The organism is Pseudomonas sp. S3_A03, assembly GCF_054668275.1.
In genome coordinates this window covers 2,569,582-2,590,461 of record NZ_CP162753.1, presented here as the reverse complement: position 1 = coordinate 2,590,461, position 20,880 = coordinate 2,569,582, and the positions used below count along the sequence as shown (strand labels likewise).

At 60.7% G+C, this 20,880-nt stretch carries 19 protein-coding genes and 2 pseudogenes; 18 read left to right on the top strand and 3 right to left on the bottom strand.

Annotated features, from left to right (window positions below; all coding sequences use genetic code 11):
• Positions 1-116 precede the first annotated feature (116 nt).
• The 6 genes and pseudogenes from AB4O25_RS11675 (at position 117) to AB4O25_RS11650 (ending at position 5,983) form a co-directional block, all read left to right on the top strand.
• A complete protein-coding gene (locus AB4O25_RS11675; protein ID WP_017529502.1) occupies positions 117-596 on the top strand; it encodes a GNAT family N-acetyltransferase in 480 nt (159 codons plus the stop codon).
• A 160-nt stretch (positions 597-756) separates the two neighbouring features.
• Positions 757-1,578: an SDR family oxidoreductase gene (locus AB4O25_RS11670; RefSeq protein ID WP_460150871.1), complete on the top strand. Its 822-nt coding sequence runs from the start codon at positions 757-759 to the stop codon at positions 1,576-1,578.
• Between the two features lie 86 nt (positions 1,579-1,664).
• Entirely contained in the window at positions 1,665-2,609 is a 945-nt protein-coding gene (locus tag AB4O25_RS11665; RefSeq protein ID WP_460150964.1) for a substrate-binding domain-containing protein, read from the top strand.
• Positions 2,606-4,108 (top strand): L-arabinose ABC transporter ATP-binding protein AraG, encoded by a 1,503-nt coding sequence (araG, locus tag AB4O25_RS11660; RefSeq protein ID WP_460150870.1) that lies wholly within the window; start codon positions 2,606-2,608, stop codon positions 4,106-4,108. Before AB4O25_RS11665 ends, araG begins: the two co-directional genes overlap by 4 nt.
• 9 nt (positions 4,109-4,117) lie before the next feature.
• The gene (gene araH, locus AB4O25_RS11655) at positions 4,118-5,086 is read left to right on the top strand and encodes an L-arabinose ABC transporter permease AraH (RefSeq protein WP_017530734.1); all 969 of its coding nucleotides are present in this window, start codon (positions 4,118-4,120) and stop codon (positions 5,084-5,086) included.
• Positions 5,087-5,180: 94 nt separating this feature from the next.
• A pseudogene (locus tag AB4O25_RS11650) lies at positions 5,181-5,983 on the top strand (IclR family transcriptional regulator).
• Here the strand turns inward: AB4O25_RS11650 and AB4O25_RS11645 are convergent.
• A complete protein-coding gene (locus AB4O25_RS11645; protein ID WP_017527394.1) occupies positions 5,984-7,036 on the bottom strand; it encodes an NAD(P)-dependent alcohol dehydrogenase in 1,053 nt (350 codons plus the stop codon). It abuts the pseudogene before it with no gap.
• 180 nt (positions 7,037-7,216) lie between these two features.
• On the opposite strand from AB4O25_RS11645, the gene AB4O25_RS11640 reads away from it, so the two are divergent.
• Positions 7,217-8,110, top strand: a complete 894-nt coding sequence (locus tag AB4O25_RS11640) for an AraC family transcriptional regulator (RefSeq protein ID WP_017527395.1) — start codon at positions 7,217-7,219, stop codon at positions 8,108-8,110.
• Here AB4O25_RS11640 and AB4O25_RS11635 read toward each other — a convergent pair.
• Positions 8,107-9,495 carry an aminotransferase-like domain-containing protein gene (locus AB4O25_RS11635; RefSeq protein WP_065878272.1) on the bottom strand — a complete coding sequence of 463 codons (1,389 nt, stop codon included), beginning with the start codon at positions 9,493-9,495 and terminating at the stop codon, positions 8,107-8,109. The genes AB4O25_RS11640 and AB4O25_RS11635 overlap by 4 nt on opposite strands.
• A 347-nt stretch (positions 9,496-9,842) precedes the next feature.
• Between AB4O25_RS11635 and AB4O25_RS11630 the strand changes: the two genes are divergently transcribed.
• On the top strand, positions 9,843-11,048 hold the full coding sequence (locus AB4O25_RS11630) for a benzoate/H(+) symporter BenE family transporter (protein WP_017527397.1): 1,206 nt from the start codon (positions 9,843-9,845) through the stop codon (positions 11,046-11,048).
• Between the two features lie 92 nt (positions 11,049-11,140).
• Here the strand turns inward: AB4O25_RS11630 and AB4O25_RS11625 are convergent, their stop codons facing one another.
• A complete protein-coding gene (locus AB4O25_RS11625; RefSeq protein ID WP_460150869.1) occupies positions 11,141-12,805 on the bottom strand; it encodes an electron transfer flavoprotein-ubiquinone oxidoreductase in 1,665 nt (554 codons plus the stop codon).
• Positions 12,806-13,311: 506 nt separating this feature from the next.
• Here AB4O25_RS11625 and AB4O25_RS11620 point away from each other — a divergent pair.
• The 10 genes and pseudogenes from AB4O25_RS11620 (at position 13,312) to AB4O25_RS11575 (ending at position 20,775) form a co-directional block, all read left to right on the top strand.
• Positions 13,312-14,061, top strand: a complete 750-nt coding sequence (locus AB4O25_RS11620; protein WP_017527399.1) for an electron transfer flavoprotein subunit beta/FixA family protein — start codon at positions 13,312-13,314, stop codon at positions 14,059-14,061.
• Positions 14,062-14,063: 2 nt separating this feature from the next.
• A complete protein-coding gene (locus tag AB4O25_RS11615) occupies positions 14,064-14,993 on the top strand; it encodes an electron transfer flavoprotein subunit alpha/FixB family protein (protein ID WP_017527400.1) in 930 nt (309 codons plus the stop codon).
• An 81-nt stretch (positions 14,994-15,074) separates the two neighbouring features.
• Positions 15,075-15,885, top strand: a pseudogene (locus tag AB4O25_RS11610) (substrate-binding periplasmic protein).
• A 9-nt stretch (positions 15,886-15,894) separates the two neighbouring features.
• The gene (locus AB4O25_RS11605; protein WP_017527402.1) at positions 15,895-16,260 is read left to right on the top strand and encodes a DUF4398 domain-containing protein; all 366 of its coding nucleotides are present in this window, start codon (positions 15,895-15,897) and stop codon (positions 16,258-16,260) included.
• On the top strand, positions 16,257-17,072 hold the full coding sequence (locus AB4O25_RS11600) for an OmpA family protein (protein ID WP_017527403.1): 816 nt from the start codon (positions 16,257-16,259) through the stop codon (positions 17,070-17,072). Before AB4O25_RS11605 ends, AB4O25_RS11600 begins: the two co-directional genes overlap by 4 nt.
• Before the next feature lie 267 nt (positions 17,073-17,339).
• Positions 17,340-18,779, top strand: a complete 1,440-nt coding sequence (locus tag AB4O25_RS11595; RefSeq protein WP_017527404.1) for an aminotransferase-like domain-containing protein — start codon at positions 17,340-17,342, stop codon at positions 18,777-18,779.
• A 104-nt stretch (positions 18,780-18,883) separates the two neighbouring features.
• The gene (locus AB4O25_RS11590; protein ID WP_065878264.1) at positions 18,884-19,372 is read left to right on the top strand and encodes a translation initiation factor 2; all 489 of its coding nucleotides are present in this window, start codon (positions 18,884-18,886) and stop codon (positions 19,370-19,372) included.
• 161 nt (positions 19,373-19,533) lie between these two features.
• Complete coding sequence (locus tag AB4O25_RS11585) at positions 19,534-19,788, top strand: YkgJ family cysteine cluster protein (RefSeq protein WP_017527406.1); 255 nt, start codon at positions 19,534-19,536, stop codon at positions 19,786-19,788.
• Positions 19,789-19,829: 41 nt separating this feature from the next.
• Entirely contained in the window at positions 19,830-20,435 is a 606-nt protein-coding gene (locus AB4O25_RS11580; RefSeq protein WP_017527407.1) for an START domain-containing protein, read from the top strand.
• Between the two features lie 103 nt (positions 20,436-20,538).
• Complete coding sequence (locus AB4O25_RS11575; protein WP_017527408.1) at positions 20,539-20,775, top strand: hypothetical protein; 237 nt, start codon at positions 20,539-20,541, stop codon at positions 20,773-20,775.
• Positions 20,776-20,880 lie beyond the last annotated feature (105 nt).

The following is a 20,880-nucleotide window of genomic DNA, read 5'->3' as shown; positions in this document are numbered from 1 at the left end:
TTAGTGGTGCTTGCATTGCTTCAGGCCGGAGTAACCCGGCAACCCGCGAAATTGCACTGCAATCAGTCATCAAAGCGCCTTAGTATGTGTGCTTTGAAATTGCCCAAGGCTTGCCCATGACCATCGAGATTCGCCCTGCGGTGCCCAGCGATGCTGCGCAGATCCTGACGTTCATCACTGAACTTGCCGAGTACGAAAAGGCTCGGCATGAAGTGATCGCCAGCGTGGCGGACATTCAGCGCAGCTTGTTCGGCGAAGGCGCCACCGCCCATGGCCTGATCTGCTTGCGCGATGGCTTGCCGATTGGCTTTGCGGTGTTCTTTTTCAGTTACTCCACGTGGCTGGGCAGCAATTGCCTGTACCTGGAAGACCTCTATATCAACCCCGAGCAACGCGGCGGCGGAGCGGGCAAGAAGTTACTGCGCCACCTGGCCAAGATTGCGTTTGATAACGGTTGCGCGCGTTTCGAGTGGAGCGTGCTGGACTGGAACGAGCCGGCGATTGCCTTCTACAAATCCATCGGCGCCCAGCCCCAGGAGGAGTGGGTGCGCTACCGCATGGAAGGCGACGCGCTGCGCGACTTTGCCCTCGGCTGATGGAGTTTTGGTGCTTGGAAAAACCGGCCCTTGAAGCGCCGGTTTTTTTATTAATTTGCTCACAATATGGGATGCAAATTTATATATTGAGATGTTTCTGAGTCTGGGTTTATAGTCGGCGGCATCAGCACTCACTACCAAAAATAAAACAGGTGAAGCGATGCAGGCACAACCGTTGTCACTCCCCGCCGTGCCCGAGCCCACTTACGGCGAGCGGCTCAAAGGCAAGGTGGTGATCATCACCGGCGCCGCCCAGGGCATTGGCGAGGCGATCGTCGCGTGTTTCCAGGCCCAGCAGGCGCGCCTGGTCATCGCGGATATCCAGGGCGAAAAAGTCGAGCGCGTCGCCGCCCATTGGCGCGAGCGTGGCGCCGAGATTCACGCGCAGGCGGTCGACATCACCTCCAAGGAGCAATGGCAGGCGCTGGTCGATACGGCCATTGCGCGCTTCGGTAGGGTGGATGTGCTGGTCAACTGCGCCGGCGTCAACGTGTTCCGCGACCCGTTGCAAATGACCGACGAAGACTGGCGCCGCTGCTTTGCCATCGACCTCGACGGCGCCTGGTTCGGCTGCCGCGCGGTGCTGCCGCACATGATCGAGCAGGGCATCGGCAACATCATCAACATCGCCTCCACCCATTCCAGCCACATCATTCCCGGTTGCTTCCCGTACCCGGTGGCCAAGCACGGCCTGCTTGGCCTTACGCGCGCCCTCGGTATCGAGTACGCGCCCAAGGGCATTCGCGTCAACGCCATCGCTCCCGGCTATATCGAAACCCAGCTCAACGTCGACTATTGGAACGGTTTCCCCGACCCCCATGCCGAGCGTCAGCGCGCCTTCGACCTGCACCCGCCCAAGCGCATCGGCCAACCGGTCGAGGTGGCCATGACGGCGTTGTTCCTGGCCACCGATGAAGCGCCTTTTATCAATGCCACCTGCCTGATGATCGATGGCGGGCGGTCTGTGATGTACCACGACTAGTCCTTGAAACGCTCAATAACAAGAAGAGGTGCTCCATGCTTGGCAAAAACAGGTTCAAGAAGACACTCGGTGCCCTGGCACTGGCGATGGCGTTCAGCGGCGTTGTATCGGCTGAAGAAGTGAAGATCGGTTTCTTGGTCAAGCAGGCCGAGGAGCCGTGGTTCCAGACCGAATGGGCTTTTGCCGAAAAAGCCGCTCAGGACAAGGGGTTCAAACTCATCAAAATCGCCGTGCCCGATGGCGAAAAAACCCTTTCGGCCATCGACAGCCTGGCGGCCAACGGCGCCAAGGGCTTTGTGATCTGCCCGCCGGACGTGTCCCTGGGCCCGGCCATCGTGGCCAAGGCCAAGCTCAACGACATGAAAGTGATCGCCGTGGATGACCGCTTCGTCGATGCCAAGGGCAATTTCATGGAAGACGTGCCGTACCTGGGCATGGCCGCCTTCGAAGTGGGCCAGAAGCAGGGCGCCGCGATGGCCGCCGAAGCGAAAAAACGCGGGTGGGACTGGAAGGAGACCTATGCCGTGGTCAACACCTTCAATGAACTCGACACTGGCAAGAAGCGCACCGACGGCTCGATCAAATCCCTGGAAGAGGCCGGCATTCCCAAGGACCACATCCTCACCGCCCCGCTGAAAACCCTCGACGTTCCCGGCAGCATGGACGCCACCAACTCGGCCCTGGTCAAACTGCCCCGTGACGCGAAAAACCTGATCATCGGCGGCATGAACGACAACACCGTGCTTGGCGGCGTGCGCGCCACCGAAAGCGCCGGTTTTGCCGCGGCCAATGTGATCGGCATCGGCATCAACGGCACTGACGCCATCGGCGAATTGAAGAAAGCCAACAGCGGCTTCTTCGGCTCGATGCTGCCCAGCCCGCACATCGAAGGCTACAAAACCGCCGAGATGATGTACGAGTGGGTGACCAAAGGCACCGAGCCGCCTAAGTACACCGCCATGGACGAAGTGACCCTGATCACCCGCGAGAACTTCAAGGAAGAACTGACCAAAATCGGGCTGTGGAAATGACTGCTGCGGCCCTGCGGTTTGACGGTATCGGCAAAACCTTTCCCGGGGTCAAGGCGCTCGACGGCATCTGTTTCACCGCCCACCCGGGGCAGGTACATGCCTTGATGGGCGAAAACGGCGCCGGCAAGTCGACGCTGCTGAAGATATTGGGCGGTGCCTATATCCCCAGCAGCGGCACGCTGCAGATCGGCGAGCAGACCATGGCCTTCAAGTGCGCCGCCGACAGCATCGCCAGCGGCGTGGCGGTGATCCACCAGGAGTTGCACCTGGTGCCGGAAATGAGCGTGGCCGAGAACCTGTTCCTGGGGCATTTGCCGACGCGTTTCGGCGTGGTCAACCGGGGCCTGCTGCGCAAGCAGGCCCTGGCCTGCCTCAAGGGCCTGGCCGATGAAATCGACCCGGACGAGAAGCTCGGGCGCTTGTCCCTGGGCCAGCGCCAATTGGTGGAAATCGCCAAGGCGCTGTCCCGTGGCGCCCATGTGATCGCCTTCGACGAACCCACCAGCAGCCTCTCGGCGCGCGAGATCGACCGTTTGATGGCGATCATCACGCGCCTGCGCGACGAGGGCAAAGTGGTGCTGTATGTGTCGCACCGCATGGAAGAAGTCTTCCGCATCTGCAACGCGGTGACGGTGTTCAAGGACGGCCGCTACGTGCGCACCTTCGATGACATGAGCACGCTGACCCACGACCAGTTGGTGACCTGCATGGTCGGTCGCGACATTCAGGACATCTACGATTACCGCCCGCGCGAGCATGGCGAGGTAGCGCTCAAGGTCGACGGCTTGCTCGGCCCTGGCCTGCGTGAGCCGGTGAGTTTCGCGGTGCGCAAAGGCGAGATCCTTGGCCTGTTCGGGCTGGTGGGGGCAGGGCGCACCGAGCTGTTCCGCCTGCTCAGCGGCCTGGAACGCGCCAGCGCCGGCAGCCTGGAACTCTGTGGCGAGCCGTTGCAGTTGCGCTCGCCCCGCGACGCCATTGCCGCCGGTGTCTTGCTGTGCCCGGAAGACCGTAAAAAGGAAGGCATCATTCCGCTGTCGAGCGTGGCCGAGAACATCAACATCAGCGCGCGGGGCGCCCATTCCACCTTCGGCTGGCTGCTGCGCGACGGTTGGGAGAAGGGCAACGCCGAGCATCAAATCAAGGCCATGAAGGTCAAGACCCCGAACGCCGCGCAGAAAATCATGTACCTCTCCGGCGGCAACCAGCAGAAGGCCATTCTCGGCCGCTGGCTGTCGATGCCGATGAAAGTGCTGCTGCTCGACGAACCGACGCGGGGCATCGATATCGGCGCCAAGGCCGAGATCTACCAGATCATTCACAACCTCGCAGCCCAAGGCATCGCGGTGATCGTGGTGTCCAGCGACCTGATGGAAGTCATGGGCATTTCCGACCGCATCCTGGTGCTGTGCGAAGGCGCCATGCGCGGCGAACAACTGCGCGCGCACGCCACTGAATCCAACCTGCTGCAGCTGGCCTTGCCGCGCCGCGTGACGAACTGAGAGAAGACCATGACCACTCAAAACAACGCGTTGCCAACCGCACGCAAACCCCTGGATATGCGCGCGCTGCTCGACAACTGGGCGATGCTGCTGGCGGCGGTGGGCATTTTTGTGCTGTGCGCCTTGCTGATCGATAACTTCCTTTCGCCGCTGAACATGCGCGGGCTGGGCCTGGCGGTGTCCACCGTGGGCATCGCGGCGTGCACCATGCTGTTTTGCCTGGCATCGGGGCATTTCGACTTGTCGGTGGGCTCGGTGATCGCCTGCGCCGGCGTGGTCGCGGCCATTGTCATGCGCGATACCGACAGCGTCATGCTCGGCATCGGCGCGGCGCTGGGGATGGGCCTGATCGTCGGGTTGATCAACGGTATCGTCATTGCCAAGCTGCGGGTCAATGCGCTGATCACCACCCTGGCGACCATGCAGATCGTGCGCGGCCTGGCTTACATTTTTGCCGACGGCAAGGCAGTGGGCGTGTCCCAGGACCAGTTCTTCATCTTCGGCAACGGCCAGTTGTTCGGCGTGCCGGTGCCGATCCTGATCACCATCCTGTGCTTCCTGTTCTTCGGTTGGCTGCTCAACTACACGACCTACGGGCGCAACACCATGGCCATCGGCGGCAACCCGGAAGCAGCATTGCTGGCGGGGGTCAACGTTGATCGCACCAAGATCCTGATCTTTGCCGTGCACGGTCTGATCGGCGCGCTGGCCGGGGTGATCCTCGCGTCGCGCATGACCTCGGGCCAGCCGATGATCGGCCAGGGCTTCGAGCTGACGGTGATCTCGGCGTGCGTGCTGGGCGGTGTGTCGTTGAGCGGCGGGGTCGGCATGATCCGCCATGTGATTGCCGGGGTACTGATCCTGGCGATCATCGAGAACGCGATGAACCTGAAGAACATCGACACGTTCTATCAGTACGTGATCCGTGGTTCGATCCTGTTGCTGGCGGTGGTCATCGACCGCATGAAACAACGTTGAAAACCGGTCTGTAGAGCACATTTGGATCTCCACTGTATTGATATTCAGCATTTGCCATAATGGCGCCGTTTTCGTACTTCCCAATAGGCCCGATATGCAGGAAACCCCCCACACCCCCGTCAAAGACGCCGTTCCCACCGGCACCCAGACCCTGCTGCGTGGCCTGGGCGTGGTGCAAGCGGTGGCGGCCGGTGCGCGGATCTGAAAGAGATCGCCAAGCGCATCGGCACCACCCGCAGCACCACCCACCGCCTGGCCAGTTGCCTGGTGGAGGAGCGTTACCTGCGCGTGGTGCCGCAAGTCGGTTACCTGCTGGGGCCGAAGTTGATCGAGCTGGGGTTCCAGGCTCGCGAAGAATTGCCCTTGGTGACCCTGGCGGTGCCCTACCTGGATGAGTTGTCCGCGCTGACCGGCGATACCATCCACCTGGCCATTCGCGAATACGACGACGTGCTGTACCTGCACAAGAACCCCGGCCGCAACGGCCCGGAGATGCGTTCGCGGGTCGGCCACCGCATGCCGTTGGCACGCACGGGCGTGGGCAAGGCGATGTTGCTGGATGACTCGGTACAGGAGTGGCAACGCTTGTACGAAACCAGCTTGCCGGCGGGTGGGAAAAACCTGCAATGGCCGCAGCACCCGGAACAGTCCTGGGCGCAGTTCGAGCAGCGCATGCATGAATATGTGTTGGGCGGTTATGCGTTCGATCTGGAAGACAACGAACCGTCGATCCGTTGCGTCGCGGCACCGGTGCGCGATGCCAGCCGGCGAATCGTCGCCGGCATCAGCATCGCCAGTACCGTGCCCTACATGCCGCTGGAGAAAATGGCCGAGCTGATCCCTGTGATCAAACAGGTTGCAGCGCGGCTTTCCGCGCAGTTGGGCGCGAAGGTTTGATCAGGCTTTCAAGGTTGCCATGTCGATAACAAAGCGGTACTTCACGTCACCGGCGATCATGCGGGCGTAGGCCTCGTTGATCTGGCGGATGTCGAGCATTTCGATGTCGCAGGTGATGCCATGCTCTGCGCAGAAATCCAGGACTTCCTGGGTTTCGGCAATGCCGCCGATCAGCGAGCCGGCCAGCACTTTACGCCCCAGCACCAGTTTGGCGGCGTTGACGGGCGGGTCCACCGGCTCGATCAAACCGACCAGAATATGCACGCCATCAAAGCGCAGCACATCGAGGTAGGGGTTCAGGTCGTGCTGCACCGGGATGGTGTCCAGCAGGAAGTCGAAGTGCCCGGCGGCGGCTTTCATCTGTTCGGCATCGGTGGACACGATCACGTGGTCGGCGCCCTGGCGGCGACCTTCTTCGGCCTTGCTCGCCGAGCGGGTGAACAGCGTGACTTCGGCACCCATGGCCTTGGCGAACTTGATGCCCATGTGGCCCAGGCCGCCCATGCCCAGGATCCCCACCTTGTCGCCAGCCTTGACGCCGTAATGCTTGAGCGGCGAATAAGTGGTGATGCCCGCGCACAGGATCGGCGCGGCGCTGGCCAGGTCGAGCGTGGCCGGGATTTTCACCACGAAGTGCTCGCTGACCACGATGCTGTCGGAGTAACCGCCCATGGTGTTGCTGCCGTCCACGCGGTCCGGGGTGGCGTAGGTCATGGTCGGGCCTTCGAGGCAATATTGCTCGAGGTCCGCTTGGCAGGCGTCGCAGTGGCGGCATGAATCGACCATGCAGCCTACGCCGACCAGGTCGCCGACTTTATGGGCGGTGACGCTGGCACCGACGGCGGTAACTTTGCCGACGATCTCATGACCGGGCATCAGCGGGTACACGGCGATGCCCCACTCGTTGCGTGCCTGATGGATGTCGGAGTGGCAGACGCCGCAATAGAGGATCTCGATGGCCACGTCATCGGCGCGCGGGCTGCGGCGTTCAAACGACATGGGGGCGAGGGGCGTGGTGGCCGATTGGGCGGCATAGCCGATGGCGGTGTACATGGAAAACCTCGCAAAAGCGTTGGAAAGTGAGGTGGGCCATTCTCCCTGCCGACCTTGTGGGCGGCCATGGCGATTGCTCCGAGTCTCATGCCTATTCGTCCGGCAGTGCCCTCTGTTTGGATTTATGTACCGTCAGACCTGCGATGATGCTCGCATCTCTTTTTCACGAAGTTTTTTGCCATGTTGTTGACCCGCCATCTCGACGCCAATGCCACGCTGGTTTCCTTGATCGAGGGGCTCACGTCCCGCGACGGTTTCTCCCCGACCCACCTGCCCGGCGTAAAGGTATTGCGCGCCAGTTGCGACGTGGCGCGCGGGCCGCAGATCTATGAGCCGAGCCTGATGTTCGTGGCGCAGGGCAGCAAAGTCGCGTACCTGGGCCCGCGGACGCTGGAGTATGGCGCCGGGCATTACCTGATCCAGGCCATGCCGGTGCCGTTCGAGTGCGAGACCTTCGCCATGGCGCCGGGTGCGCCATTGTTGGGGGTGACGGTGGGTATCGACCGCGTAGTGCTGGGTGAGTTGGTCATGGCCATGGGCATGCAGGCCGGGCCACCGCCGACGGCGCAGACGCTGGCGTCGATGAGCTCCGTGGTGCTTGATGATGCGATGCGCGGTTGCGTCGAGCGGCTGCTGCAGTGCCTGCACGATCCGCTGGAAAGCCGGATCATCGGCCCGTCGCGAGTGCGCGAATTATTGTTCACGGCGTTGCGCGGGCCCCAGGCCGATGTGTTGCGCGCGCTGGTGGAGCAACAGGGGCAATTTTCGCGAATCGCCACCTCGTTGAACCACCTGCACGCGCATTTCGCCGAGCCGCTGAACATCGAGACATTGGCCGGGTATGCGCATATGAGCGCTTCGACCTTTCATGAGCACTTCAAGCGCTGCACCTTGCTGTCGCCGGTGCAATATCTGAAGCGCCTGCGCTTGCTCAAGGCCCAGCAGTTGCTGCTGGTGGACGGCATGAGTGTGGCGCAGGCGGCGCACAGCGTGGGGTACCAGAGCACGTCGCAGTTCAGTCGCGAATACAAGCGCTACTTCGAGCGCAACCCCGGCGAGGAGCGCGCGGCCTAGTAGTAACGGCGCGGGTCGGTTTCGATCAGGCTGGCCAGTTTGGTCAGGGCAAAGCGCAATTCGTTGCGGCTGGTGGGCGACATCAGCACCAGTCGCACGCAGCGTGTCATTTCAGAGCGTTCGGCCTGGAACTGCGTGCCACTAAGTACCAGCACGCCATTGGCCCGAGCCAGCATGGTGAACTCGTCGCTGGTCCATGGCTCCGGCAATGTCAGCCACACATGGTAGGCGTAGGGCTGGGTCTTGAGCTCGAACCTGGCGAAGATCTCGCGGGCAATCGCTTGCCGGCCGGCCGCCTCGTTGCGGTGGATGCGGATCAGTTTTTGGTCCATGCCTTCGGTGATCACATTGCTGGCCAGTTGCGCGGTCAGGGGTGATGGCATCCAGACGCTGCTACGCACCATCGAGCTGAGCCGCGACAGCAATTTTGGCGGGCTGTGCAGGTAGCCGATACGCAATGCGGGCATCACCGACTTCGACAGGCTGGTGAGGTACACCGAGCGGTCCGGGGCAAACGCCGAAAGGGGTTTGATGGACGGGTCGGTGGCAAGAAAGCCGTAGATGTCGTCGTCGAGGATGATGAAGTCGAACTCTTCGGCCAACGCTGCGATTTGCGCCCGACGTTGTTGCGACATGATCGCCGCCGTCGGGTTCTGGCAGGTCGCGACGCACACCAGCATCGCCGGTTTTTCCCGCAGGCACAGTTCGCGCAGCGCCTCGGGAATGATGCCTTCGTCATCCATCGGCACGCCACGCAGGCGGCGTTCAAGGCCATGGGCCAGGGAAATGATGCCGGGGTAGCACAGTGCCTCGCAGAGCACCAGGTCGCCGGCGTTGGTCAGGGCGCTCATCGCCACCATCAAGCCATGCTGCGCGCCGGCGGTGATGATCACCTGCTGCCACTGTGCCTCGGGCAATGAATGCCGTAGCCACTGTGCTCCCGCCTCGCGATGCGCCGGGTGACCGCCGTCCGGGGCGTAGTCCAGGGCGCCCGCGAAATCGGTGCTCCTGGCCAGGCTCACCAATGCGTCGCGCAGCCAGTGTTCCAGGGTTTCGCTGCCGGGCTTGATGATCGACAGGTCGAGCAGTTCCGGCTGCCCCAGATTCAGCGCCGCCGGGCTGTTGCTCGCCGCCGGCCCCGGTGGGTTCTGAGTGAGCACAAACGTACCGCGGCCCACTTCCCCCTGCACCAGGCCCCGGCGCTGCGCTTCGCTGTACGCGCGGCTGATAGTGCCCGGCGTGACATCCAGGGCCGTGGCCAGCTCCCGCAGGGTCGGCAGGCGATCGCCTTTGTTCAACACGCCGTTGCTGATATCGCGTGCTAATGCGTCGGCAATCGCCAAATACACCGGCTGGTTGAACTCGCTTAGCTGGGGAACCCACATGAATGATCACTGCCCTTCGTAGAAATGATGAAGCGTTGAGCATATCACAGGGATATTGGATGCCTGATCAGATGAGCTAATCGCTTTATTGATTCGATTGATTCGATAATTTTATGGCTGATTGCTTTTATTGTAGAGGGTGTATTTTAGTATTTTATTTAGTAATCAAAGGGTTGTATTCAAGTCGTTGAGGAGATGCGCTGGTGATCGCAAAAAATATCGAGTGATAATTGAGTTGCTTATTGAATCAACTCAATTTAATCAAATACACTCGCCTCGAATCGAGTCAATCGAATCGATCATCCCCCTGGTCACTGCGCGACGCTGCCGCGCCAAGTCGAGACATCATGGACACACTCAGAAAGGATCTATCCCTGTCAGCCGTGATTGCGGGTTTTATCGCCGTGATCATTTCGTATGCCGGTCCCTTGATCATCGTGTTTCAGGCGGCTAAGGAAGCGCACCTGCCCAATGACGAGGTGTCATCGTGGATCTGGGCAATTTCCATTGGCAGCGGGATTACCGGCCTGTTTTTGAGCTGGCGCCTGCGGGTGCCGGTAATCACCGCGTGGTCGACGCCGGGAGCGGCGTTGCTGGTCTCGATGCTGCCCACGGTGACTCTGCCCCAGGCCATCGGCGCGTACGTGGTTGCGTCAGTGATTATTGCCGTGGTGGGTTTGTCTGGCGCGTTCGACAAGCTGATGAGTCGCCTGCCCAAAGCCATCGCCGCCGCCATGCTCGCCGGCATCCTGTTCCGCTTCGGTGCCGAGCTGTTCACCTCGATCAAGCTGCAACCGGCGCTGGTGCTGGCGATGATCGCGACTTACCTGGTGTTCAAGCGTTTCTCGCCACGTTACGCCATCCTGTCCGTGCTGATTATCGGCTGCGCGGTCGCTGCCTCGTTTGGTGAACTCAACAGCGGGGCAATGACTATCGCCGTCGCCCAGCCGGTGTTTATCGCGCCGCAGTGGAGCTGGCACGCCATCATTAATATCGGCTTGCCGCTGGCGCTGGTGACTCTGACCGGTCAGTACGTGCCGGGCATGGCGGTATTGCGCACTTCGGGCTACCACACGCCGGCGCGCTCAATCATTTCGGTGACGGCGATCGGCTCGATCCTGATGGCGCCGTTCGGCTCCCATGGTTTGAACCTGGCAGCGATTACCGCCGCCATCTGCACCGGCCGCGAAGCCCATGAAGACCGCGACAAGCGCTACATCGCCGGGATCGCCTGCGGGGTGTTCTACATCCTGATGGGCATCTTTGGCGCGACCCTGGCTTCGGTATTTTCTGCCTTGCCCAAAGAGCTGATTGCCTCCCTGGCGGGCCTGGCACTGTTCGGCGCAATCAGCACCGGGTTGACAGGCGCCATGGCCGACGAGAAACAACGCGAAGCGGCGCTGATTACCTTTCTGGTCACCGCTTCGGGCATGAGCTACCTGGGGCTGGCCGCTGCGTTCTGGGGCTTGATCTTCGGCCTCGTCGCGCACTGTGTGCTGAGTTACACCCGGCAAAGCAAAGCCGCCGCTGTCGCCGAGGGCAGCCGACCATGAGGCACGGGTTGAGCGCTTGAGCGGGTACAAAAAAAGCCAACGCTTGAGGCGTTGGCTTTCAGGTGTGGCGAAATGCGTTGTGAGGAGCCGCGTTACATATTCGGGTAAGTCGGCCCACCTGCGCCTTCCGGTGTAACCCAGGTGATGTTCTGCGAAGGGTCCTTGATGTCACAGGTCTTGCAGTGCACGCAGTTCTGGGCGTTGATCTGGAAGCGCTTCTCGCCGTCTTCCTGGGTGATCACTTCATACACGCCGGCCGGGCAGTAACGCTGTGCCGGTTCATCGTAGAGCGGCAGGTTGGTGCCGATCGGGATGCTCGGGTCTTTCAACTTCAAGTGGCACGGCTGTTCTTCTTCGTGGTTGGTACCGGAAATGAACACCGAACTCAGCTTGTCGAAGCTCAGCTTGCCGTCGGGCTTGGGGTAGTCGATCTTCGTGCTGTCTTTGGCCAGCTTCAGGCAGGCGTAGTCCGGCTTGGTGTCGTGCAGGGTAAACGGCATTTTGCCGCCGAGGATGTTCTGGTCGAACCAGTTGAAGCCGGCGCCGAGGATTGGGCCGAACTTGTGCATCGCCGGGCCGAAGTTGCGGGTGGCGAACAGTTCTTCGTAGAGCCAGCTGGTTTTGAAACCGTCGACGTAGTTGGTCAGTTCATCGCCGCCTTCGGATTCGGCGAACAGGCGCTCGGCCACGGCGTCGGCGGCGAGCATGCCGGACTTCATGGCGGTATGGCTGCCCTTGATCTTGGCCACGTTCATGGTGCCCAGGTCGCAACCGATCAGGGCGCCGCCCTTGAAGACCATCTTCGGCAACGAGTTGATGCCGCCTTTGGCCAGGGCGCGGGCGCCATAGCTGATGCGCTTGCCGCCTTCGAGGTACTGGGCCAGCACCGGGTGATGCTTGAGGCGCTGGAACTCATCGAACGGCGACAGGAAGGCGTTGCTGTAGGACAGGTCGACGATCAGGCCGACGACCACCTGGTTGTTTTCCAAGTGGTAGAGGAGCGAGCCGCCGGTGTTCTCGTTGCTCATGATGTCCAGCGGCCAACCGGCGGTGTGTACCACCAGGCCGGGTTGGTGCTTGGCCGGGTCGATTTCCCAGATTTCCTTGAGGCCGATGCCGTAGTGCTGGGCGTCGGCGTCGCTGTCCAGGTTGAAGCGCTTGATCAGTTGCTTGCCGATGTGGCCACGGCAACCTTCGGCGAACAGCGTGTACTTGCCACGCAGCTCCATGCCTGGGGTGTAGACGCCTTCTTTCGGGTGGCCTTCACGGTCGACGCCGAGGTCGCCGGTGATGATCCCGCGGACCACGCCGTTTTCGTCGAACAGCGCTTCCTGGGCGGCGAAGCCTGGGTAGACTTCAACGCCCAGGTTTTCGGCCTGTTGGGCCAGCCAGCGGCACAGGTTGCCGAGGGAGATGATGTAGTTGCCTTCGTTGTGCATGGTCTTGGGCACGAAGAAGTCAGGCACCTTGGTGGAGGCCTCGCTGCTGCGCAGTACATAGATGTCATCGCGCACCACGGGGGTATTGAGCGGGGCGCCGAGGGCTTTCCAGTCCGGGAACAGTTCGTTCAGGGCGCGGGGTTCAAACACGGCACCGGAGAGGATGTGTGCGCCGACCTCGGAGCCTTTCTCGACCACGCAGACGCTGATTTCCTTACCGGCTTCGGCGGCCTTCTGCTTCAGTCGGCAGGCGGCGGACAGGCCCGCCGGGCCGGCGCCGACGATGACCACGTCGAATTCCATGTATTCGCGTTCCACAGGCTATCTCCTACTCAAGGCTCAACAGGCTTTTTTTCTAATGGGTGGAGGTTCGGTGTGGTCCTGCGGCAACGGCGGGACCCACCTTTCTCTCTAGGTGGCGCATTATATATAGACCACTGTCAGCGTCCAATACAAACGTTTGTTTGAATTGCCCGCAGGCTAGGTAAATCAAAGCAACGCGGCTTATGACTGGCTATTTTGCTGTATTGACCAGAATAGGCGTTCCGGTCAATATACGGTCGGTTTTGCGCTTACCGTAGGCAGACAGCAGGTTTCAAGAGCACGTCCAAAAGCGAAACAGGTGACGCGCGCCTACCCACCGGGGCGCAGTTTACACGCCGCGATAAAGAATGACCTCTCAGTCACCACTGACGAACGGTCATCGTTTCCCGTGAGCAAGGTCATTTGCCTGGGTTTTTGGAGGTGCCCTTGTGTGCCGATGAGCATCAACCGCCAGGTTCGCCTAGGCGATTTTCTTTTCACCGGAGAGTAACGAGGAATCCATGAAGGTTCTTGTAGCTGTCAAACGCGTTGTCGATTACAACGTGAAAGTTCGCGTCAAGGCGGACAATTCCGGCGTCGATCTTGCTAACGTCAAGATGTCGATGAACCCATTCTGTGAAATCGCCGTGGAAGAAGCCGTACGCCTGAAAGAGAAAGGCGTTGCGACTGAAATCGTCGTGGTTTCCATCGGTCCTGCCACTGCTCAAGAGCAGCTGCGTACCGCCCTGGCGCTGGGTGCCGACCGTGCCATCCTCGTCGAATCCGCTGAAGAACTGACCTCCCTGGCCGTGGCCAAGCTGCTCAAGGCGGTTGTCGACAAGGAGCAGCCTTCGCTGGTGATCCTGGGCAAACAAGCCATCGACAGCGACAACAACCAGACTGGCCAGATGCTGGCTGCACTGACCGGTTACGGCCAGGGTACTTTCGCATCCAAAGTGGAAGTGAGCGGCGACAAGGTTGCCGTGACCCGCGAAATCGACGGCGGCGCGCAGACGGTTTCCCTGAAACTGCCAGCCATCGTCACCACCGACCTGCGTTTGAACGAGCCGCGCTACGCGTCCCTGCCAAACATCATGAAAGCCAAGAAGAAGCCTCTCGAAGTGCTGACTCCGGATGCTTTGGGCGTTTCCACCGCCTCCACCAACAAGACCGTCAAAGTCGAAGCGCCGGCTGCACGCAGCGCCGGCATCAAGGTCAAGTCGGTGGCTGAACTGGTCGAGAAACTGAAAAACGAAGCGAAGGTGATCTGATCATGGCTATCCTCGTAATCGCCGAACACGACAACAAGGTGCTGGCCCCGGCCACCCTGAACACCGTGGCCGCTGCCGCTAAAATTGGTGGCGACATCCACGTACTGGTAGCAGGTCAAGGCGCTGGCGCCGTGGCTGAAGCCGCTGCGAAAATCGCCGGTGTGAGCAAGGTCCTGAACGCTGACAATGCTGCTTACGCGCATCAGCTGCCGGAAAACGTTGCCCCGCTGGTTGCAGAGCTGGGCGCCGGCTACAGCCACATCCTGGCCGCCGCTACTTCCAACGGCAAAAACATCCTGCCACGCGTTGCTGCGCAGCTGGACGTTGACCAGATCTCCGAGATCATCTCGGTCGAAAGCGCCGACACCTTCAAGCGCCCGATCTACGCGGGTAACGCCATTGCCACCGTGCAATCGAGCGCTGCCATCAAAGTCATCACCGTGCGCGCCACCGGTTTCGACCCGGTTGCCGCCGAAGGTGGTTCGGCTGCCGTTGAGGCCGTCGCCGCTGCCCATGACGCCGGTACTTCCAGCTTTGTTGGCGAAGAGCTGGCCAAGTCGGATCGCCCTGAGCTGACCGCTGCCAAGATCGTCGTTTCGGGCGGGCGTGGCATGCAGAACGGTGACAACTTCAAGCACCTGTACGCCCTGGCCGACAAGCTCGGCGCTGCGGTCGGCGCTTCCCGCGCGGCCGTCGACGCAGGTTTCGTACCCAACGACATGCAGGTCGGCCAGACCGGCAAGATCGTCGCGCCACAGCTGTACATCGCCGTCGGCATTTCCGGCGCGATCCAGCACTTGGCCGGTATGAAAGACTCCAAAGTGATCGTTGCGATCAACAAGGACGAAGAAGCACCGATCTTCCAGGTGGCCGATTACGGCCTGGTCGCGGACTTGTTCGAAGCCGTACCGGAGTTGGAGAAGCTGGTCTAATCCAGCCGCTTCACTTATAAAGAGCCCGGTCTTATGACCGGGTTTTTTTGCCCGGTCTTTGTGAACCTCGGAGAAACCGCCATGGAACTGCGCCCCTGGGCCTTACTGCTGGGCCTGTCGCTGTTGCCGGGCCTGGCGCTGGCCGCCGGCAAATGTGAGCGCCTGGTGATCACCGGCAGCCCGGACACCCCCTTTGCTCTGGCGTGATCCCCAGGACCCCACCCACCTGATCGGTGCCACCGCCGATGTGTTGCAGCAGGTAGCGAAAGACCTGGGTGTGAAAATCGACCTGCTCTACGGTGGCAATCGTTCGATGGCGCTGGATGAAGTACGCAGCGGGCGCATGGATATTTTTGCCGATGCGCCGTTGAACCACGCGCAACTGGGCAACTTCGACTACATCCACCCGGCCCTGGTGCAGACCGACTATAGGGTCTGGACGCGTGCGGATTCGGCACTGGTATATGCCAGCGCTACCGACCTGCAGGGTTTCAAGGGGGCGGCCTCGGAGCGTGCCCGCTTGAGCCAGGGATTCGAAACCCTGGCCCAGCACCTTACCCTGCAACGATTCCCGAGCTTGACCCCCGCCTTCCAAAAACTGCTGCTGGGCGAGGTGGACTACGTACTCGCCGGGCGCTATTCCGGCATGGCCATGGCCCAGACGCTGGGCATGAGCAATGACTTGATTGCCCGCGATACGCCTGTCGATCAGGCCGGCCTGCACCTGGCAATTTCCCACAACTCGGCCTGCAATGATCCGTGGTTGCGCGGACAGCTTGCCAAAAAGATGACAGAATTGCCCGGGTCTGGTGTGACGGAAGCCGCGCTGCAGCGCAACCTCGAGCGCTGGAAGGCGCAATTGCAACAACCCGTCGGCACCCCAACACAGTAGGGATTTTTAGTGACTCTTCGACCTTTTTTCGCGGCCCTCGCCGTTGTTGTAGCCCTGGCGGGATGTGCAGCCGATCCTGCGCCGAATGAACAGATTCGCCTCACCCAGCAGGCCCTGGAACAGGCCAACGCCGTCGGTGCCAGTGCCGATGAATCGCCTGACCTGAAACTGGCCGAAGACAAATTCGCCCAGGCCAAGGCCGACATGGCCGACCAGTCCTACAAGGATGCGCGCATGCGGGCCGAACAGGCCGAGCTGGACGCACGCCTTGCCGAAGCCCAAGTGCTGACCCGCAAAAGCCAGGAACAACTCAACGTGCTCAACACCCGCATCACGCGCCTGCGCAAGCAATTGCAGCTGGGAGAAGCCCAATGAGCCCGATCATGCGTGGTATGAGCTGTGCCGTGTTGCTGGGCAGTGCGGTACTGGGCGGTTGTGCCAGCCATCCCAATGGCGAGCAAGCCTTGCAACAGGCCGGCAATGATTTCCAGAAGGTCAAGGAAGACGCGAATGTGCTGCGCATCGCGCCCAAGGACGTGATTCGCGCCGGTGAATCCCTGGCGCGCGCCGATCGTTTGTCCAGCTATTGGGGCAGCGGCACGGACGTGGTGCATTACGCCTACCTGAGCCAGCGCTACAGCGCCATAGCCCGCGAACACACCGAGCAGGCGCTAAACGAAGAACGCGCCGCCAAGCTCGAACTGGAACGCCAGCGCCTGCAATTGGCCCTGCGTGAAAACAAGCTGATCAGCGTGCAACAGCAGGGCAAATGGCTTGAAGAACAGATCGCCAGCCTGACCACCACTCAGACCGACCGTGGCCTGGTGATGACCCTGGGCGACGTGCTGTTCGACACGGGCGAAGCGGAGCTGAAAAACTCCGCCAACCGCACCGTGTTGAAAATTGTGCAGTTCCTGCAACTGAACCCCAAGCGCGTGGTGCGCATCGAGGGCTACGCCGACAACACCGGCGGCCAACAGGAAAACCTCAAACTGTCGCGTGACCGCGCGCAGTCGGTGGCCGATGTGCTGGTGGACCTGGGGATCGACGAAAAACGCATCCAGGTCGAAGGCTATGGCGACCAGTATCCGGTGGAGGCCAATGCGTCCGAACGGGGCAGGGCGCAAAATCGCCGGGTGGAGATAGTATTCTCGGACGAAAAAGGCCAACTCGGCGCCGCCCGTTAAATGTGGGAGGGCGGCTTGCTCCCGATAGCGGTGGGTCAGATTGAACATCTATGACTGATTCACCGCTATCGGGAGCAAGTCGAATCGTCGCACCGCCCCTCCCACTTTTTGTTCGATGTACACCTGAAACGTCGTGTATCCCGTTTACAGTTTTTACTGTCACTCCCGCCCGCGCTCGACTATTGTGGCAACTGTCCCCGTACACTTTTAAACTGTGCCGGTATGTTTCACACAAAAATAAATACCCGTGAAATCGAGTGCTGCGTCATGACCAATCTGCTGCTTTATCAACGTATCGCCCAGCAACTGGCTGAGGATATCCGGCGCGGTGTCTATCAGCCGGGCGAGCGCGTGCCTTCGGTGCGCAAGATGAGCTCCCAACTCAATGTGAGCCATGCCACGGTATTGCAGGCCTATGCCAACCTGGAAGACCAGGGGCTGATCCGCGCGCGACCGCAGTCCGGCTACTACGTGCATCAGACGCCGGCGCTCACTGCGCCGACACCGGATATCGCACGGGTCGAACGCCCCGGGTTGGTCACCCGCAGCAGCATCATTCAACAGGTATTGGGCGAGTCGCGCCGTGAAGGGGTATTCCCGTTGGGCGCCGCCGTGCCGAGTGTCGACTACTTGCCGGTCCGCGCGTTGCACCAGCAACTGGCCAAGGTCACACGGTTCCAGAGCCCGCGGGCATTCAGCTACATGTTCAGCCCCGGTTTCGAGCCGCTGCGACGCCAAGTGGCGATCCGCATGCGCGATGCCGGCGTAGTGGTGGACCCTTCCGAAGTCGTGATCACCCACGGCTGTGTCGATGCGTTGCAGATGTCGCTGCGGGTGCTGACCCGTCCCGGCGATCTGATCGCAGCGGAATCACCGACCTATTATGGTTTGCTGCAACTGGCCGATCTGCTAGGCCTCAAGGTCATCGAGATCCCCAGCGATCCGTCCACCGGCATGAGCCTTGAAGCATTGCAGTTGGCGGCCAATCAATGGTCGATCAAAGCGTTGGTACTGACCACGCGCCTGAGTAACCCGTTGGGTGGCACCATGCCCGAGGAGCGGCAGAAACAGCTGCTGCGCCTGGCATCGGATTTCGATATCCAGATCGTCGAGGATGATATCTACGGCGAACTGATGTTCGAGCTGGGCCGCACCAAAGCCCTCAAAGCCTATGACCGCCTGGATCGGGTGATCTATTGCTCAAGCTTCTCCAAGACATTGTCGCCGGGCGTGCGGATCGGCTGGATGATTGCCGGCAAGTACCAGCAGGAAATCCAGCGTTTGCAGATGTTCAGCACCCATTCGGCGTGCAGCGTGACCCAGATGGGGGTCGCGGCCTACCTGGAGAACGGTGGCTACGATCGACACCTGCGCTACATTCGTCAGGAGTACCGCAAGAACCTCAGCGCGTTTCAACTGGCGGTGCAGCAATATTTCCCGGAGGGCACCCAGATGACTCGCCCGACCGGCGGTTTTATTTTGTGGGTCAGTTTGCCGGGCCGGGTCAATACCCAGGAACTGCATGTGCGCGCCCTGCAACAGGGCATCAGCATTGCGCCGGGGTTGATCTTCAGCAATACCGAGCAGTTCAACCACTGTATTCGGCTTAACTGCGGCACACCCTGGAACCGCGAGGCAGAGCGCGCGCTGATGACCCTGGGGATGCTGGCCAGCCAGTTATGCCAGGAAACCGCAGCGGGTTTTTGAGCCGTAAAAAGAGGGCAACTCCGATAGCTGGCGAGTCACCGCGCTTGTCATGCCGCGCACAACAAGCGAGCATATGGCCCTCTGCCGTTAATGCTGTAGGCGATATGACCTGTATTTTTCGCACTGCTATGGTGATTGGCCTGTTAAGCCTGTGTAACGTCAGCACCGTGCTGGCGGCATCACCCGTGACTGAAAACAAGCCTGCTGCCAGCAGCGAACAGAAGCCCTCCGCAAAAAAAACCACGCCAACCCAGCAAGCACCTGCGGCGAAGAAAAAAGCCGCAGCCGCTAAAAAGCGGGCGTCGGCGAAAAAGTCCAAGTCAGCCCGGGAAGTGGCACAGACCCAGCTGCCACCGGCGCAGTTGGACCTGTCCCTGCCTTCGGACATGGTCCGGCACCTGCAGCCGCTAGGCACCATGCCCAAGCCCAAGAGCGTGCCGTTGCTGCCACCGATGTTCGGCGAGAAGCCCACTGACAACAGTGCCTTCCAGATCAACGGCCGTTTGCTCAGCAATGAAATGAAGCTGCAATTGCGCAACGAGGAGCGCCGGGAGGTGGAAGGCGCCGCGTTGGAGTTTGAGTTCAAGCAGTAAACTTTCCCCCGTGCGTGACGCGAGTCATTGACCATCTGTCGCAGACCGGTCGGTCATGTTTGTTTTATGCGAAAAACCCGTGTTAGCCCATTTTAAAACGGCTGTTTAAGGGCGTACCCTAGCCCGGCCATCCCTATTGAGTCGTCGAGGACCTGCTGGTCATGAATTGCCGTGAAGGCTGTGGCGCCTGCTGCATTGCCCCCTCCATCAGTTCGCCGTTACCCGGAATGCCTAATGGCAAGCCCGCGGGCGAACGCTGCCTGCACCTGTCGGTCGAACAGCTGTGCCAACTGTTCGGGCAGCCGGAGCGCCCGGCGGTGTGCAGTGATTTCAAGGCGGATATCGATGTGTGCGGCACCGACCAGGCCGATGCGATCCGGTTGATCGGCTGGTGGGAGCAGATGACGGCGGCTTGATGGGCTTTACTCTCGGAACGTCAACAATAAGGAATACAACAATGGGTTCGCTGAAACGAATGGCGGTGCTGTGCGGTTTTACGCTGTTGTGTGCTGCCACTGCACAAGCTGAAGACTGGCAGGTCGCCAAGGACGAAGAGGGGATCAAGGTGTCCCTGAGCGAAGTGGCGGGTTCCAAATACAAGGCCTATCGCGGTGTAACCGTGATCAAGGCGCCCGTGGCCAAGATCGTTGCGCTGCAAGAAGATGTCGCCGGTGCCTGTTCCTGGATCCACGAATGCAAATCCCAGAAGCTGGTAGATAAAAAAGGCGACGAGGCCTGGACCTACACGCAGTTCAACGCCCCATTCCCGGTGACCGATCGTGATTCCTATATTCATGTCACCACCATCAAAAACGCCGATGGCAGCGTAACCCGCAAGCTTGAGGGCGTGCCGACCTACAAGCCGGACGAAAAAGGTTATGTGCGTGTCGCCCAGGTCGAGGGTTTCTGGAAGCTGGTGCCCAAAGGCGACAACCAGACCGAAGTGACTTACCAGGTCCACACCGAGCCAGGCGGCAGCGTGCCGTCGTGGCTGGCGAACAAATTCGTGGTGGATGCCCCGTTCAACACGTTGAAAGCCTTGAAAGACCACGCTGAAAAATAAGCGCGGTTGATCCGGTGCCTCAGGCCTTGAGCGGAACGTTTAGCGCGCCCTCAAGGTCCAGATACCTGTGAGCCCATACGCGGGCTTTATCGAGGAGGCACCGATGCAAACGTGGCAAATTACCTTCGTTGATGATCACGGCGAGCAGTCCGTGGAGCAGTTCACCTGCGAACAAAAGCCCAGCCTCGAAGACGCTGCGCACATGATTCGCAACAAGCTGGTGCCCGTCGCCGCTGAACTCGACCTCAACGACCTCGAAGGTCGCCAATCCGAGCCGACGGTCAAGATTCTCAAAGACCAGAACAGTATCCAGATCCTCGACATTTCTCCCTCAGCCTGAATATTCCCTTTACGCCCATCAAGCCCCTCTGGTGGAGGTGATAGCTTCGCGCTACTCTGCAAGCGAGATCAGCGAATGAATCGCTAAGGTCTGGTCTTGTCAGCT